This is a genomic window from Cellulomonas sp. (assembly GCF_015234515.1).
Taxonomy (GTDB): Bacteria; Actinomycetota; Actinomycetes; order Actinomycetales; family Cellulomonadaceae; genus Cellulomonas.
Map to the genome: position 1 here is coordinate 1 of NZ_JADGMY010000032.1, position 12,525 is coordinate 12,525.

General features: G+C 72.1%; 18 protein-coding genes and 1 pseudogene. 11 read left to right on the plus strand and 8 right to left on the minus strand.

What is annotated here, in order from left to right; genetic code table 11:
* The 4 genes from IR158_RS17555 to IR158_RS17570 form a co-directional block, all read left to right on the plus strand.
* Window positions 1-420, plus strand: a 420-nt coding sequence (locus IR158_RS17555; protein ID WP_291815250.1) for a toxin C-terminal domain-containing protein, incomplete at its 5' end; no start/stop codon positions are given.
* The gene (locus tag IR158_RS17560) at window positions 417-1,265 is read left to right on the plus strand and encodes a hypothetical protein (protein WP_291815252.1); all 849 of its coding nucleotides are present in this window, start codon (window positions 417-419) and stop codon (window positions 1,263-1,265) included. The genes IR158_RS17555 and IR158_RS17560, both read left to right, overlap by 4 nt.
* An 815-nt stretch (window positions 1,266-2,080) precedes the next feature.
* On the plus strand, window positions 2,081-2,527 hold the full coding sequence (locus IR158_RS17565) for a hypothetical protein (protein ID WP_291815256.1): 447 nt from the start codon (window positions 2,081-2,083) through the stop codon (window positions 2,525-2,527).
* Between the two features lie 118 nt (window positions 2,528-2,645).
* On the plus strand, window positions 2,646-3,461 hold the full coding sequence (locus tag IR158_RS17570; RefSeq protein WP_291815259.1) for a hypothetical protein: 816 nt from the start codon (window positions 2,646-2,648) through the stop codon (window positions 3,459-3,461).
* A 45-nt stretch (window positions 3,462-3,506) separates the two neighbouring features.
* On the opposite strand, the gene IR158_RS17575 is transcribed toward IR158_RS17570, so the two are convergent.
* Entirely contained in the window at window positions 3,507-3,773 is a 267-nt protein-coding gene (locus IR158_RS17575; protein ID WP_291815260.1) for a hypothetical protein, read from the minus strand.
* Complete coding sequence (locus tag IR158_RS17580) at window positions 3,770-4,447, minus strand: DUF4386 family protein (protein WP_291815263.1); 678 nt, start codon at window positions 4,445-4,447, stop codon at window positions 3,770-3,772. The genes IR158_RS17575 and IR158_RS17580 overlap by 4 nt, the downstream gene beginning before the upstream one ends.
* A gap of 69 nt (window positions 4,448-4,516) precedes the next feature.
* Between IR158_RS17580 and IR158_RS17585 the strand changes: the two genes are divergently transcribed.
* The 3 genes from IR158_RS17585 (at window position 4,517) to IR158_RS17595 (ending at window position 6,207) form a co-directional block, all read left to right on the plus strand.
* The gene (locus tag IR158_RS17585) at window positions 4,517-5,185 is read left to right on the plus strand and encodes a TetR/AcrR family transcriptional regulator C-terminal domain-containing protein (protein ID WP_291815266.1); all 669 of its coding nucleotides are present in this window, start codon (window positions 4,517-4,519) and stop codon (window positions 5,183-5,185) included.
* A gap of 85 nt (window positions 5,186-5,270) precedes the next feature.
* Complete coding sequence (locus tag IR158_RS17590) at window positions 5,271-5,564, plus strand: hypothetical protein (RefSeq protein WP_291815268.1); 294 nt, start codon at window positions 5,271-5,273, stop codon at window positions 5,562-5,564.
* Between the two features lie 154 nt (window positions 5,565-5,718).
* A complete protein-coding gene (locus tag IR158_RS17595) occupies window positions 5,719-6,207 on the plus strand; it encodes a DUF4265 domain-containing protein (RefSeq protein ID WP_291815270.1) in 489 nt (162 codons plus the stop codon).
* 101 nt (window positions 6,208-6,308) lie between these two features.
* Here IR158_RS17595 and IR158_RS17600 read toward each other — a convergent pair whose 3' ends face one another.
* Window positions 6,309-7,172 carry an aldo/keto reductase gene (locus IR158_RS17600; RefSeq protein WP_291815272.1) on the minus strand — a complete coding sequence of 288 codons (864 nt, stop codon included), beginning with the start codon at window positions 7,170-7,172 and terminating at the stop codon, window positions 6,309-6,311.
* Window positions 7,173-7,288: 116 nt separating this feature from the next.
* Here IR158_RS17600 and IR158_RS17605 point away from each other — a divergent pair, with 116 nt between their 5' ends.
* From IR158_RS17605 to IR158_RS17615, 3 genes are read left to right on the plus strand one after another with little or no spacing between them, the layout of a single operon-like run.
* Window positions 7,289-7,759: a RidA family protein gene (locus tag IR158_RS17605; RefSeq protein WP_291815273.1), complete on the plus strand. Its 471-nt coding sequence runs from the start codon at window positions 7,289-7,291 to the stop codon at window positions 7,757-7,759.
* Window positions 7,756-8,232 carry an NUDIX hydrolase gene (locus tag IR158_RS17610; protein WP_291815275.1) on the plus strand — a complete coding sequence of 159 codons (477 nt, stop codon included), beginning with the start codon at window positions 7,756-7,758 and terminating at the stop codon, window positions 8,230-8,232. Before IR158_RS17605 ends, IR158_RS17610 begins: the two co-directional genes overlap by 4 nt.
* A gap of 9 nt (window positions 8,233-8,241) precedes the next feature.
* Window positions 8,242-8,673 (plus strand): MmcQ/YjbR family DNA-binding protein, encoded by a 432-nt coding sequence (locus IR158_RS17615; protein WP_291815277.1) that lies wholly within the window; start codon window positions 8,242-8,244, stop codon window positions 8,671-8,673.
* A gap of 26 nt (window positions 8,674-8,699) precedes the next feature.
* Here the strand turns inward: IR158_RS17615 and IR158_RS17620 are convergent, their stop codons facing one another.
* The 4 genes from IR158_RS17620 to IR158_RS17635 form a co-directional block, all read right to left on the minus strand.
* The gene (locus tag IR158_RS17620) at window positions 8,700-9,356 is read right to left on the minus strand and encodes an MBL fold metallo-hydrolase (RefSeq protein WP_291815279.1); all 657 of its coding nucleotides are present in this window, start codon (window positions 9,354-9,356) and stop codon (window positions 8,700-8,702) included.
* 89 nt (window positions 9,357-9,445) lie between these two features.
* A complete protein-coding gene (locus tag IR158_RS17625; RefSeq protein ID WP_291815281.1) occupies window positions 9,446-9,892 on the minus strand; it encodes a pyrimidine dimer DNA glycosylase/endonuclease V in 447 nt (148 codons plus the stop codon).
* A complete protein-coding gene (locus IR158_RS17630) occupies window positions 9,889-10,713 on the minus strand; it encodes an alpha/beta fold hydrolase (protein WP_291815283.1) in 825 nt (274 codons plus the stop codon). Before IR158_RS17630 ends, IR158_RS17625 begins: the two co-directional genes overlap by 4 nt.
* A gap of 69 nt (window positions 10,714-10,782) precedes the next feature.
* Complete coding sequence (locus IR158_RS17635; RefSeq protein WP_291815285.1) at window positions 10,783-10,968, minus strand: heme biosynthesis protein HemY; 186 nt, start codon at window positions 10,966-10,968, stop codon at window positions 10,783-10,785.
* 111 nt (window positions 10,969-11,079) lie between these two features.
* Between IR158_RS17635 and IR158_RS17640 the strand changes: the two genes are divergently transcribed.
* Window positions 11,080-11,898, plus strand: coding sequence for a DUF2599 domain-containing protein (locus IR158_RS17640; RefSeq protein WP_291815287.1), 819 nt, complete (start codon window positions 11,080-11,082; stop codon window positions 11,896-11,898).
* A gap of 105 nt (window positions 11,899-12,003) precedes the next feature.
* Here the strand turns inward: IR158_RS17640 and IR158_RS17645 are convergent.
* Window positions 12,004-12,525 (minus strand): annotated as a pseudogene (locus IR158_RS17645) (hypothetical protein); the annotation flags it as partial.

Sequence of the window (12,525 nt, forward strand, 5' to 3'; positions counted from 1 at the left end):
ACGGTCCACAACCTGACGGTCGACACCGACCACACCTACACCGTCGTCACCGGCGGCACCGACGTCGTGACCCACAATGAGAAGCCGAACATGCGCGGCGCCGTGGGACGGGCGCAGGACCACTGCAACGTGAACCCGGTGACGACGTCGCAAGCCTATGACATCGCGACGCACCTCGGGTATACAAAGACGAAGCAGCGGTCAGCGACTGGAGCCGCCGTGTGGGAGAACAAGAAGGCAGGTGCGGGGCAGCCCAGGTTCATCACATGGGATCGAAACGGGCATTGGGGCGGGATATTCAAGGGATCCGACGACAGGAATCCCTTCCAGACCACGTCCAAGGCCGGTCGAGACGGGACATTTGACGTCGACATTGACGACATCGGGAACTTGAGAGGGTTGACAAGGGTGGGTAATTGATCGAGGTCACCGTCGCTCCGAGCGACGAGGAGGTTGGGCTCGGCTTGTCGGGAACTAGTGGTTGGGTCGCCTTCGAGCGCGACCTTCGACGGTTCCTCGCTGAATTCGCGTCCGTCATCCACGTGGACGGACTGGAAGTCACCGAACTGTTCGCAGGGGAACCCGTGGAGAGCGCCTTCGCAAATGTTCGCAACGGCCTGATTGTTCCACTCGGCGCGGGGATCGACTGGGTGGTCCGGATGTGTTCCGGGCGTGGGCCATATTGCATCCTTGTTTCATCCATGTTGAAGATCGAGTGCTCATGGGATGGCGTCGTCGTCCTGACCGCAACGGAACGTGACGTGGCTGCGAGTGTAACGATAGGGCCGAGTCTCGATGTGGTCTTACGTGAGGTCGCAGGAGAGGCCGAACGGCCGCTCCGATCGGTCGAGACAGTTGCAGACGAGGCGTTTTGGTCATCCGTGGCAGAAGCCCCGGCCAAGGTCAAGTTGCTGCGAGAAAGATGGGCGTACGGGAAATTCGGGACGCACTGGTTCGACATCAACGGCGAGCTGGCACCCAGGGTGGGCCTACTGGTGCAGCCGCGGTCGATGGTGAGCGTCCTGATCGATCCGCGACTCGAGCTGGATCACCTTCATCTTGACGGACCTTTTACCGCTCTGGGTGATCTCAGTGGAAGCGTGGAGGTTCTCCACGAAGATTTCCCGTTCGGCGTCGACTCCATCGACGACATCAAGAAGGAAGGGTGGCGCTTCGGGGTCGACGAACGCGAGACATGGCGATGGGTGGCTGTCGTGCCCGACCCGGACGGGGTTGTGCGGGGACGCTGGCCCGTGCCGGACTGACGGACGTCCACAGGGTGGCGACTCCAGCAACTGGCGACGCCTATCGTGCAGCACCACCGGGAGACATCTACGTGGAATACGAAGTGCCAACAGCGGTGCTGCGGCCGCACAGCCAAGGGGCGTCGATCATCTATGGCCCCGACTCGCTTCAGGCGCGGCTCCCTGGGCGGGCGCAGCCTAGTTTAGTTCGCTTTCGGAACATCTCGATACCTGGCTGACGGAAATGGAAAAAGCCCCCTACGGTCTTGTCGAAGCTGTCGTTGAGTGGTGCGATGAGCAAAGAGAACATCTAGACATGCATTCGATCGAGATTCGACAGATAGGTCCCACGTCCGGGCGAAGAATTCGATCACTCTGGAGCTCATATCATCCGAGCGGCTCGTCGCGGTCACCATCTGGGAATCTGGTGAATCGGAGGTGATTACGGCATGGATCGGATCCGCAGATGACCCATCCGTTTCTCTCGCGCAGCTGAGAACCGTCAATGACGTCGCAGAGCTGCTCACGCGTGTCGCGATGACGATGTCAGAAGACGAGGTCTGACTGCGGGCGCGGAACCACGACACCGGGACGGGTCGGTTCGACTCGGTGGACCCGGTGGTGGGGTCCGGGCAGGTGACCGCGGTGTCGTCGTACGCGTACGCGTCGAACCGTCCGACGGCGATGACGGACCTGACGGGGATGGAGCCCTACCCGCACACGTGGCGCAGCCGCCGACCGGGTCGGCGAGCGACCGTACGTGACGCAGCGTGCGGCGGCGAAGAAGGCGGTGGCCGAGGCGGAGGCGTTCGTCGCGCACGCCCGACGGCACGTGGGTGCCGGCCGGCGAGCTGGAGACCGGTGACCTGCTGGTTGACCCCGACGGCGCACCAGTCACAATCGCGGCGGTCGAGCACGGCTCGGTGCTCGCGACGGTCCACAACCTCACGGTCGAAACCGACCACAACTACGTCGTTGCCACGAGCGGTAGCGAGGTGGTCACGCATAACGAAAGCCCGCAGGATGCCTTGCGCCGTGCTGGAGGCGACGCCGCGAAGGGAGGCGTGTGCCCGAGTGACGAGTACATCGAGGTGCATCGTGCGCCTCAGCGGGGTAACCGCCCCGACGAGCTGAGGAACGGCCTGGATTCTGCACGGCACACGACGGGCGACCGTTCGGCGTACGTAGGGTCCCAGGATGTCGCCAGCAAGTGGGCTGACTACGCTACCGGCACTCACGAAGACGGGTGCATCACCTTCACGTTCCGGAAGGCTGACTGCTAGAAGGCGTTCGGATCTGGGTTTGCGTACAAAGGGGCCCTGGGAGGGAATGGATGATCCCGTTCGACAAGATCGATCAGTTCAACCAGCTGACAGTCTCCCGGCGCTGGACCGACGCACCGTGGTAGCGGATGGTGACATCCACGACCTGCCAGCATCTGACTGGGGAGTCATTCCAGGGGAGGCGATCGGCGAAGTCGTCGTCGTCGAAGTCCTGTGTGCTCACCCGTACGGGCTGGGTGTCAGGATCGTCGGGTACGAGACGTACGGGCACGTCAACTCCCCGCGTGTCGCGGACGGCTACTACGAGCTCGCGACGGGGCAGCGGCTGATCGGCAGGAGCCTGCCGGCGCGCGTACTGGCGGCGGGCGAGATCGGGCGCCAGACGACCTTGACCCTGCGTCCGTCGGATGTCTCCCGTGAGAGTGCTGAACCGCGCTCGTGGGGCACCGTCGTGGCCGTCGCCGCGGGCGGGTCCAGTACCCATCGGCAGGTGGACGCCGCGGGACGACCATCTGGACGCCGACGGGCGGATCACGGAACCTGGTGCGTGAAACGCAGGCGTCGCATTGCCGGGCCACGCACCGGCCATTTGACGGTCGATCGTTCGCATCTTCTGGGGTGGCTGATGCAGATGAGCGCGCGGAACCGACTGACACAGGTCCGGCAGCCGGTGACACAGAAGCTCGAAGACCCAGGGCCCGACGCCTGTTCCTGGATCTGGGTGCTGCCGGTGCCGGACGGGCGGATCCGGATCGCGCGGATCGTCGTCCCACGGCATCTGGCCGATACCGGCGAGTGGTTCGGCGAGGAGGACGTCACGACGGAGTCCGTCAGGTTTGTCGACCACGTGGACCGCGTCGACGACGTCGTTCGTGGGCTCGGCGGTGACCCGGACGCCCTGGAGTCACCGTGGCGCAACGACTTCCCACTGTGAGGCCGGTGTGCTGGCCCGGAGGCATGTCCTGACCGACGTGGACCATCAGTGGGACGCCTCGGGCGTACTTCGGGAGGCGATCAGCTGTGGGACGGCCGGACGCGATCCGTAGTCGCGCAGATCGCTGACGAGATCGTCGGGCTGGTCCTGGACCTCATCGGGTTCACCGATGCGAAGAAGTGCATCAGTGAGGGCGATGTCGGGGCGTGCATCTCCACGGCGTTGAACGCGGTGCCGTGGGGAAAGATGTTCAAGGCCGCGAAGGTCGCGATCAAGGCGATCGGTGTGGGCAAGCGGCTGGTCGAGGGTCACGGGCGGCTGCTCGTCGGTGCGGCGTCCGCGTGGGTGGGCGAGGCTGCCGTCACGACGTCCCCCTGGAGTCTGCGCCCTCGCGGTCGGAGCCCGCGCGTGAGCAGCAGCACCGCCCACCAGATCTCGAACGCGAAGACGGGCACCGCGCAGATCCCCGCGACGACGCCGCCCTGCGGGACGACCCCGAGCAGCTGCGCCGTGTTGCTGCCGAGCACGACGACGCCGGCCGCGACGCCGAGCACGCCGAGCGCGCGGGGGGTGACGTCGGCGTCGACGAGGAGCCATCCCAGCACGACGGTGTTGACGCTGATGACCAGGCCCTGGCCGACGAGGAACGCGGCGGTGTGCAGGTCGACGAGGGTGTCCCCGAGCCCGGCGGCCGCCGGCCCGCCCCACGCCAGCGCGAGCATCGGCAGCGTCCCCGCGGCGATGACCGCCGCCTCGAGCGTGCGCAGCAGGGCGAACGTCAGGGCGCGTGCCTCGCCATGGTGCCGCAGGAGCACGAGCAGCAGCACGCCGGTGCCGAGGCAGCCCAGGGCGAGCGCGACCTCGAGCAGGACGCCGACCTCGGGCGCTCCTGCGTCGTAGGCCACCACGGCGAGCACGGACGTCGCGTGGGTCGACAGGTACAGCGCGCCGGCTGCGCGTTCGTGGGTGCGTGCGGAGCGAGGCATGGGGTGCCGATCGTCGTAGGTGTACGCCGTATACCGACGCGTCGACGACCATAGGTATACGTTGTATACGTGTCAACCGCCCCAGCTCGTCCGTCGCTCGACCGGACGCGTGTGCTCGACGCCGCGGTCACCCTCGCCGACGGCATCGGGCTCGAGGCGATGTCGATGCGGCGGCTCGCCGACGCCCTCGAAGTGACGCCGATGGCCCTCTACAAGCACGTCGCGCACCGCGAGGCGCTGGTCGACGGCATGGTCGAGCGCATCGTGCGCGACATCGCACCGGCGCCCCACGGGCAGCCGTGGAAGCTCGCGCTGCGCACGCGCATCCTGTCCGCACGTGACGTCATGACGACGCACCCGTGGGCCCAGGCAGCCGTCGAGACGCGGACGAGCGCCGGCCCGGCGGTCCTGTCCTACATGGACTCGCTCATCGAGGTCATGCTCGGCGGTGGCCTGTCCGTCGACCTGGTCCACCACGCGATGCACGCGCTCAGCACGCGCATGTGGGGGCTCACGCGGGACGTGCTCCCCACGCCGACGCTGCCCGCCGACCCGGCGGAGCGTGAGCAGGCCGTGACGGACCTCGCCGCCACATACCCGGCGATCATCCGCATGGCGACGACGGCGTCCCACGCCGGGGCCGGCTGCGACGCCGACGCCGAGTTCGCCTTCGCGCTCGACCTGCTGCTCGACGGTGTCGAGCGGATGCACGCCGACGGGTGGTCGTCGAGGCGCTGAGCCCCGGCCTGCGACGCCGAGGGCTTGCCGACGAGCGGACCCGATTTCATCGACGCCGTCGACACCGCGCAGGGACGGTTCGCCCATGTGGAGCTACCAGGAGGGGCATCGAGTGAACACTGAGCCGCTGGTCAGGAGCATCCTCGCCGCCCTGCTCCTGCTGGAGAACTCGGACGACTCCGAGGTCGACCCGGACGTCGCTGTCGCGGGCATGGAGGCGATCGCGCACGAGCTGCAGCAGCTGACGCCTACCGAGATCGAGGAGCTCATCACCGTGGTCGGACATGTCGCCGACACCGAGGAGGACCCTGCCCGCCGAGAGTTCTACCGCTCCGTCCCGTTCGCGCTCGGGATGTCGGTGCCGCCCTCCGATCGGTGATCCGAGGAGAGCGCGGGGTTCACGACGTCGCAGCACCGCTACCGTGCGTCCCGGCGCTCGCCGGAGCCCTCGGAGCACACGGGGGTGACGGAGATGGATCGGAGGCACAGGCCCGGGGACTCAGGACTGCAGGCCCCAGGTGGAGAGGTGCGCCGTGCGGCAGTGGAGGCAGCGCCCGCGCTACTCGTCCCGTGCGGTCGTCGACACCTTGAGGGTCTTCGCCGCCGAGAACACGTCCGGTGGGTGCGTCGACGAGGACGTGCTCGTCGAGGACCTCGGCGGTGGGAGATGGCGTGTGGTCGCCTCACCGGGTCTGGTGCTCGGCGTCGCGGCGGGTGACGTCATCGAGCTGGACGCCGAACGCCGGGCGCGGCCCGTCTCCCGCGGTGGCAACGTCGCGATCCACGTCTTCGCGCCGCCGGAGCACGCCGACGAGCTGACGGCGCCGATGAACGCGCTCGGTGGTGTCCTCGACGGACGGTCGCCGGGGCTGAGCGTCTTCACCGTCCCGGCGAGCGCGGGGTTCCCCGCCATCGAGGAGGTCCTGCGCCGGCTGGTGGAGGCGCACCCGTCGGCGGAGTGGTTCTACGGGAACGTCTACGACGACGACGGTGTGACGCCTCTGCGCTGGTGGGAGTCGTGACCGACGCGTCCGCGACCGGCGGACGCCCGCGTCTGCCGCCACCTTCTCGCCGAGAGCTGGTGGCGAAGCTCGCCGTAGCGTGAAGGGGGACCCGCCGCGCGTCAGGCCGTCCCGGTGAGGCGGTCGAGCTCCTCGGCGGTCAGCTCGAGGTCGACCGCGAGGACCGAGTCCTGGATCGACGCGGGCCGGGACGCGCCCGGGATCGGGACGACGAGGTCGGCCTGCGCGAGCTCCCACGCGAGCGCGACCTGCTGCGGGCTGACACCGCGCGTCTGCGCGACCTCGGCGAACGGTGCGAACCGGTCGCCCAGCTCACCGGCGCGGGCGATCCCGCCGAGCGGGCTCCACGGCAGGAACGCGATCCCGAGCTCGGCACACAGGTCCAGCTCCGGCTGCGACGAGCGGAACGCCGGGGAGTACTGGTTCTGCACCGATGCCAGACGCCCGCCCAGCACCTCCTGCGCGAGCCGGATCTGCTCCGGGTTGGCGTTCGAGATCCCGGCGAGGCGGATCGTGCCGGCGTCGAGGAGCTCCGCGAGCGCCCCGACCGACTCCTCGTACGGCACGTCGGGGTCCGGGCGGTGGAACTGGTAGAGCCCGATCGCCTCGACGCCGAGTCGACGGGCGGACTCCTGCGCCGCCTGCTTCAGGTACTCGGGCCGGCCGTTCAGCGTCCAGGACCCGTCGCCCGGGCGCAGGTGGCCGCCCTTGGTGGCGACGAGCACGGCGGACGAGTCGCCGTGCCAGGTGCGCAGCGCCTCGGCGATCAGCTCCTCGTTGTGGCCGACCTCGTCGGCGTGCAGGTGGTAGGCGTCCGCGGTGTCGATCAGCGTGACGCCCACGTCGAGCGCGGCGTGGACCGTGGTGATCGAGCGCTCACGGTCGGGGCGGCCCTCGATGGACATGGGCATGCCGCCGAGGCCGATGGCGCTGACGGGGACGTCGGCGATGTGTCGTGTCTGCATGCGCCCATGAGACGCGACCCGCGGCCGGGCCGCACCTCGACGCGCTCGCGAGCCCCCGGCGGCGCGGCCGTGGTCACCGGTAGCCTCCCCGGCACGTCGACGTCGGGAGTCGCAGGATGCCGTGGTCCGCTGAGCAGCGCCTGTCCGAGCTGGGCATCGCCCTGCCACCCGCCGGCTCGCCGCAGGCGGCGTACGCGAGCTGCGTGCAGGTCGGTGCGCTGCTGTTCGTGTCCGGCAAGGGCCCGGGCGCGCCCGTCGCCCCCGGCAAGCTCGGCCGCGAGCTGACGACGGCCGACGGCGCTCGGCTGGCTCGGTCCGCCGGCCTGGAGGTGCTCGCGACGGTCCGGGACTTCCTCGGCTCGCTGGACGCGGTGGCGCGCGTCGTGCGCGTCCAGGGCTTCGTCAACGCGACCGAGGACTACGCCGAGCACCACCTGGCGCTCGACGGGCTGTCGACGCTGTTCGTCGACGTGTTCGGCGACGCCGGCATCCACACCCGGTCGGTGCTGGGTGCCGTCTCCCTGCGGGGCGGGCTGCCGATCATCGTCGAGTGCCTGTTCGAGGTCCGCGACCAGCCGTGCCCGTGAGCCCCGGACCGTCCGACGGCATCCTGCTGTCGCTCCCGGACGCCCCGTGGCTGCCTCCGGGAGGCCGCGCCGAGGTCGTCCGCTCGCCGACCGCACCGCGACCGACAGGGCTCGTCCGGCTGCTCGTCCGGCGCGACGGCACGGTCTTCTGCACGCCGCGCGACGACGGTCGCCTCGACCTGCCGACGCGACGCGTGAGCGGCGACGACCCCGACGGCAGCGTGACCGCCCGCCGGCTGGTCCGCGACGTGCTCGGTCCGGGCGCACGGCCGTCGCCGGTCGGCTACGTCCGCAACGTGGTCCCCGTGCCCGACGACGACTACGCGTGGCCCGTGCCGGTCGCCCACTTCACCGTGTGGGAGGCGGTCGGGGAGCCGGTGCGCGACGGTCGGTGGGTCGACGTCTCCGTCGGCTCGTCGGTCCTCGGCACACGCCACTGGTGGCCTCTGGTGGCGGGTGCCCCCGGTCGCTAGCGTCGCCCCATGGGCACGTCGTGGGCCGAGTCCGACGCGGAGCGCGCTCGCGAGCGGCTCGTCGAGCTCGCCGCCGGGCTGCCCGAGGTCACGGTGCAGCCGCCGAGCGAGCACGGCCACACCGCCGTCGTCCTCGGGGGCCGGCGGTTCGCGTGGCTCACGGTCGACCACCACGACGACGGCCGCCTCGCGCTGCGCGTGGGCACGACGCGTGAGGAGCAGCAGGAGTTGCTCGCAGCCGACCCGCTGCGCTTCTTCGTCCCCTCGTACGACGGCGCGCAGGGCTGGGTCGGGATGCTCGTCGACCCCGCGAGCGACCCCGACTGGGACCACGCGGCCGAGCTGCTCGAGGCCGCATGGCGACGCCGTGCCCCGAAGCGGGCGCAGAGCGCGCTCGACGAGGCCCGTACCGCGCGCGAGGGTGACGCCGCCCCGTCCTGACCCCGGGCAGCGAGGACGGCCGCCGCTCAGCCGCCGGTGACGTCGAGCGTCTCCCCGGGCGCTACGCGCCGGTACGCGTCGCCGACGAGCCCGCCGAGCACCCGGTCGACCAGCCCGATGCCGTTGTCGTTGTAGATGCCGGTGTGGATGGGCACGACCGTCCGTGCGCCCACCGAGCGGGCGTAGTCGACGGCCTCGGAGATCTTCAGCCACGGCGCGGCGGCCGGCAGCAGCAGCACCTCGACGGTCGCGTCGGCCGGGGCTGCGGTGAAGGAGTCGCCCGGGTGCAGCAGGGAGCCGTCGACCAGGTAGGCGACGTTGTGGATGCGCGGGATGTCGGGGTGGATGACGGCGTGCTCCCCGCCGAGCGCCGTCACCGAGAAGCCGACGACGTCGGCCGTGTCCCCGGGCGCGAGGGCGTGCAACCGAGCGGCGTCGGCCCCGCCCTTCGTCAGCAGCTCGACGACCGGCGCCGGCCCCCACACCTCCAGACCCGGCACGGACGCCAGGGCGGACTGCAGCGCGCCCGGGTCGACGTGGTCGGGGTGCTCGTGCGTGACGAGCACGCCCGTCGCACCGTCGAGCGCGTCGGGTGCGCTGAAGCTCCCCGGGTCGACGACGAGCGACTGCCCGTCACGGTCGAGGCGGACGCACGAGTGCCCGAGGAAGGTCATGGTCGTCATCGAGTGGTGCCCTTCAGGTGTGGAGGTGCGGGGTGTCGCCCTCCTGAGCGTGCCGTGCGTCGGCCGTCGGCGCTACGTCCTGCCCTGGATCAGGTCGCCCGTTCCCACTCCTCGACGTCGCCCGGCACGACGACGAACAGCGGGTGCGGCACCGGACCCCCGGACTGGCCGACGACCGCGTACCGCTCGGGGGAGCGGACCGCGAGCTTGCCCAGCAGGTGCCGCCACTCGAGGGCGAGCTGCCCGTCCGTCACGGCGACCCGGGGCGCGGTGCGCGTCCGCTCACCCTCGGCGACGTCGACCCGCGTGGTGTCGAAGCGGTAGCCGCGGGTGCCGGCCTCGGCGGCGACGGCGTGCAGGTACGCGGCGACGGCCACGAGGGGCTCGGGCTGCCGACGGAACCGCACGAGCTGCGGGTGCTGCGTGTAGCCGCGGGTCCTGCCCGCGAGGACGGCCTGGGCGAGCAGCGCCTCGCGCCAGCACGCCGTCAGCCCCTGCCGGTCGAGCAGCGCGGGGTGCAGCGACCACAGCCTCACCCACGCACCTGTCCGAGGACCGCTGCGGCGACGTCCGCCGGCCGGTGCTCCGGCAGCCAGTGGTCCGCGTCGAGGTCGACGCGGAGGAACGGCGCGTCGACGCGGTCACCCGTCGCCTCGACGGACGCGGGCGCGAAGAAGGGGTCGCGACGGGCCGAGACGTACGTCGTCGGGACGCGGACCCGCCCGGTGCTGCCGGTGCGTGGCACGCCGAGCGCCCGGTACCAGGCGAGGGCCGCGGTCAGCGCGCCGGGCGCGGACATGCGGGCGACGTAGTACTCGGCGCGGTGCGGTGCCAGGCCCGTGCCGACCAGGGCGCGCCGCAGGCGGTACCCGTCGCGTGCCAGCAGCGCGCGCTCGGGCAGCCGCGGCACCTGGAACGCGCCCACGTACCAGGACCGCGCGATCTGCCCGCGCGCCATCCCCCTGCGCAGCGCGGCGGGGTGGGGCGTCCCCAGGGCGGTCAACGACGCGACGCGGTCCGGCCGGCGTGCGGCGAGCGCCCACGCGACGGCGCCACCCCAGTCGTGACCGACGACGTGCGCGGCGTCCACCCCGGCCGCGTCCAGCAGCGCGACGACGTCGTCGACGAGCTCCGGCACGGCGTACGCGCGCAGCCCCGCCGGACGGGCGCCCGGGCTGTACCCGCGCTGGTCCGGGGCGAGCGTCCGCACACCGGCCTCGGTCAGCAGCGGCACGACCGCGTCGTACGCGGAGGCGTCCTGCGGGAACCCGTGCAGCAGCACCGCGACGGGCGCGTCGTCGCGCGGGCCGTCGTCGCGCACGTCGAACCGCAGGCCGTCACGCGTGAACCCGTCCATCCCCGCAGCACAGCACGCGGGTGGCGCGGTCGCGAGCGGGGACCGGCCGCGTCGATCAGGCGTGGCGGATCAGGCGTGCCGGATCATCCACTCGTGGTTCGGGTCCCGGCCGCCGTCGGGGTCCGGCGCGTCGCGCACGTCCTGGGTCGCGACGGTGTCCTCGAGCGCGATGGGCTCGGGCAGCCGGCGGAAGTCGGTGCCGGGCTCGGCCGGGGGCTCGGGGCGTGGCTCCGGGCGGGGTGCGGTGGCGGGCATGGCGCGTCCCTTCGTCGGGTGCAGGCACTGTCCCACCGCGGGCGGGTGGTGTCTACGCACGTGCACCCGCCGACGTCGTCCTGCGGGCTGCCGGGCGGCTACCGTCGCGCCGTGGGGCAGTCGGTGCGGGGAGTCGTCGTCGTGGCGGCCGTCGGCGTGCTCCTCACCGCCTGCGGACCCGGGAGCGGCGCGCCCGACCCGCCCGTGTCCCCGCGCGCCTCGCTCGCGACCGCGGACGCGTCGCCGGGGGCCACCGGGACGCCGACCGCCACGGCGCCCGAGGGCGGGCTCGTCCGCGACTCCGGAGGGCTCGTCGGTGGCCCGGCCGCCCTCGGCCACGACGTGGGCTCGCTGCTCCCCGCCGACGGGGCCCACCTGCAGGTCGAGGACGCCATGGACGGCTCGGTGGTCACCACGGTCACCGGCGCGTCCGGCACGCTCGGCTGGGTCGCGCCACCGCGCGGCGGGCGGAGCGAGGTGCAGGCCGACGGGTCCGTCACGCTGCACGACGAGGCCGGGTCGGTCGTCGCCGCGCTCGCGGCCCCGGCCGGCGTCGACGGGACGCGCGGGGCCTGGCGCCCCGACGGTGACGTGCTCGCGCTCGACGCCCCCACGGGCTCGGTGACGTTCGTCGTCGGGGTCGCCGCGCTCGAGTCCGCGACGTGGGGCGACGCCGACGGCGGCCGGTCGTTGCTGGTGGTCCCGGCGGACTGGGTGCGCCGCGGCAGCCTCGCCGCCCAGCGCGCGCTCGCGTCCGAGCTCCGGCTCGCCGTGCCGGAGTCGGACTCCGCCTCGATGCAGGCCCAGCTCTGGTGCCACGTCCTGGGTGCACCGGACAAGGCGTCGTGGAACATCGAGCCCTGGCGCCCCGAGGTCCCGACGTCGACCATGCTCCTCACACGCTGCAACCCCACCGACGCGGACCTCTGAGGCCCGGCCGCGCGCGCCGGGGAAAGCGTGAAGCGTTGCTGCCGGAATACGGCAACAACGCTTCACGCTCCCTTTCCGCCCGGCCGTCCACCGGGCGGCGGGTGGTCAGAGGGCCGTACGGCGACGACACCACACGACGAGGGCCGTCCCGGCGGCGAGGGCGAGGGCCGCGCCACCGAGCAGGGCGCCGGCACGTGCGCCCGTGGCGGCGAGGACCTCGGAACGCTCGACCACCGCCCCGACGGCCGTGGGCGACGGCGCGGGGGTCGGCTCGTCGGCGGCGAGGACCTCGGCGCGCTCGGCGGGCGTCGGCGGCACGGCCGGTGCCGGGGCTGCGGGCGCCTCGTCAGGTGCGGGTGCCGCCTCGGCCGGGGCGGAGGGGAGCGGCTCGGCCGGGGCCGGGGCCGGGGCCGGTGCCGCGCTGGCGGGCGGTGCGACGGGCGCCGGTCCGACGGGAGCCGGCGCAGGCGCCGCGTCCGAAGGGGCGGGTGCCGGTGCCGCGGGAGGCGCGGCCGGGGCCCCCGTGCGGCAGACCGGCGCCTGGCCGCCCTCGCCGTAGTGCTCGTCGTACCCGCCGACCTGCACCCACGTGATGCACGCGTCCGGCGGGATACCGGCGCGGTCCCA